The following is a 2,452-nucleotide window of genomic DNA, read 5'->3' as shown; positions in this document are numbered from 1 at the left end:
GGTCGCAGCCAGTTACGGAGTTGTTCTTTATCCTCTATGGGAAGGATTTTCTTTAATTGATCTTGGTGTGGTGAAGAAAACCGCTGATGCCACGCCCTTGCCAGAGCATGGTCGTCTTTAATAACCCTGTTAAAGTGAGTCGATACCTGTTGCAAACGGGCAATATCCCGAAACCCCAGCAAGCGAAAAATTTTGATTTTTACTTCCTCGGGCAAATCGTGCAATGACGCTGTTTTATTTATTTCCTGGTCAGGCACCACGATGGTCCTGCCCGCACTGACAACCGATGGTTCTTCCTCTAATGGAGTGCTCACTATTGATAGCGAGGGTGAATCGACTATGCCGGAATTATTAGCGTTAGAAAACATATCTGGTTTTTCCTGAATGACTATCCCTACCTTTAACAAGGACGTTCAAAATTGATGCGGTAAATTAGAGTCGATTTTGAAATGAAAGTTCATCACTTGCTTTTGGGTGCCATTAACGAAGTTTCTGTCTTGCAACACGTGCAAAATAGCGTCCCTTTTATTTGTCACAGCAAACAAACCATCAATTATTCTTCTGTAATTTAATAATTCGCACCTTGTAATCGTCAGAGATGGTCACTACATGGTGTCCATCGTTGCTAAAGCTGGCTGATTTGATCAAGCCTTTATGAGAAATGGTGGCTTTTTTGACCCATGATCCATCACCCTTAACACCGTAGATTTTTGCCGTTCCACCTCGACTGGTGGTCAGCACAAGGCAGCCATCGGCGCTGAAGTTGGCAGAGTTGAGCGAACTTTTATGGTAAATAATGGCTTTTTCGACCCATGACCCGTCAGTCTTGTGACCATAAATTTTTGCCGTGCCATCTTTACTGGCGGTCAGTACATGCCGACTATCGGGGCTGAAGATGGCTGATATGACATCGTTATGATGGGAAATCGTGAGCTTTTTTTCCCATGATTCATCGTCCCTCTGGCCACAGATTTTCGCCGTGCCATCTGTACTGGCGGTCACTACATGACGGCCATCAGGGCTGAAGGTGGCTGAGGTGACCCAGTGATCGTGGAAAATGGTGGCTTCTTTTTCCCATCGGCCATTTGTTTTCTGACCACAGATTTTCGCCGTGCGATCTTTACTGGCAGATATCACTCGGCAACCACCGGCGCTGAAGGTGACTGAGTTGACTTGACCATCATGGAAAATATTGACTTTATGTTCCCATGATCCATCGTCCTCATGGCTATGGATTTTTACCATCTTGTCTCTACTGACGGTCACAACTAAACGACTGTCGTCGCTAAAACAGGCTATGACGACACAATGATCATGTAAAATGGTGGCTTCTTCCAGCCATGATCCATCGGTCTTCTGACCATAAATTTTTGCCGTGTTATCGTTACTGGCGGTCACCACGTAGCAGCCATCCGGGCTGAAGGTAGCTGAGTTGACATGGTTACCGTGGGAAATGGTGTTTTTTTCCTCCCATGCCCCATCCGCTTTCTGATCATGAATTTTCACCTTCTTACTCCAACTGCTGACGGTCACCAAATGGCTGCCATCTGCACTGAAGGTGGCTGAGTCAACAAAGTGATCATGATCAATGATGACGTTTTCTACCCATGATCCTTTGGCGTTCTGACTATAGATTTGTGCGGTGTTATCAAGACTGGCCGTCACCAGGTGTCGGCCATCGGCGCTGAAGGTGGCTGAGTTGACCCAGAGATAATGGGCAATAGTGACTTTTTTATTGATTTCAAAGGTTTCACATTCAGACACCAGTTGAGCTTTGGTGAAATAGAACAGAGCAGGAAAATAAGCAGCCTTTCGTTGCTTTATCAGTGACTCGACTAATGCTGTATCCTTTGTAAAGGGCCGCAGCCAATGACGAAGTTGTTCTTTATCCTCTGTAGGAAGGATTTTCTTTAATTGATCCTGGTGTGGTAAAGAAAACCGGTGATACCAAGCCCTTGCCAGAGCATGGTCGTTTTTAATAACCCTGTTTAAGTGAGTAGACACCTGTTGTAAATTGACAACATCCCGAAATTTCAACCAACGAAAAATTTTAATTTTTACTTCTTCGGGCAAATCGAGCAATGAAGCGGTTTTCTTTATTTCCTGATCAGGTACAACAATGGTCCTGCCCATACTGACACAGGATGGCTCTCCCTCCAATGGAGTGCTCACCGGTGGTAGCAAGGGTGAATCGACTATGCCGGAGTGATTAGCGTTAGAAAACATATCTGGTTTTTCCTAAGTGACTATCGCCACCATTTAACAAGGACGTTCAAAATTGATGCGGTAAGTTGGAGTCAGTTCTGACATGAAAGTTCATAACCTGTTTTTGGGTGCCATTAATGAAGTTTCTGTCTTTCAGCACATACAGAATGGCCTCCCTTTTATTGATCACAGCAAACCATCAATGATTCATCGAAAGCTTATAAATTCTCAACTCGTTATGGTGAAA

At 44.6% G+C, this 2,452-nt stretch carries 2 protein-coding genes; both read right to left on the bottom strand.

What is annotated here, in order from left to right; translation table 11 throughout:
- On the bottom strand, positions 1-368 hold a 368-nt coding region (locus KDK19_RS00815; RefSeq protein WP_257291142.1), incomplete at its 3' end, for an F-box protein.
- A 181-nt stretch (positions 369-549) separates the two neighbouring features.
- Positions 550-2,226 carry an F-box/WD40 repeat-containing protein gene (locus KDK19_RS00810; protein ID WP_257281098.1) on the bottom strand — a complete coding sequence of 559 codons (1,677 nt, stop codon included), beginning with the start codon at positions 2,224-2,226 and terminating at the stop codon, positions 550-552.
- Positions 2,227-2,452 lie beyond the last annotated feature (226 nt).

The organism is Endozoicomonas sp. ONNA1 (genome assembly GCF_024606325.1).
GTDB lineage: Bacteria > Pseudomonadota > Gammaproteobacteria > Pseudomonadales > Endozoicomonadaceae > Endozoicomonas_A.
The sequence above is the reverse complement of the archived record's forward strand: the minus strand, read 5'-3'. Positions and strand labels throughout refer to the sequence as shown.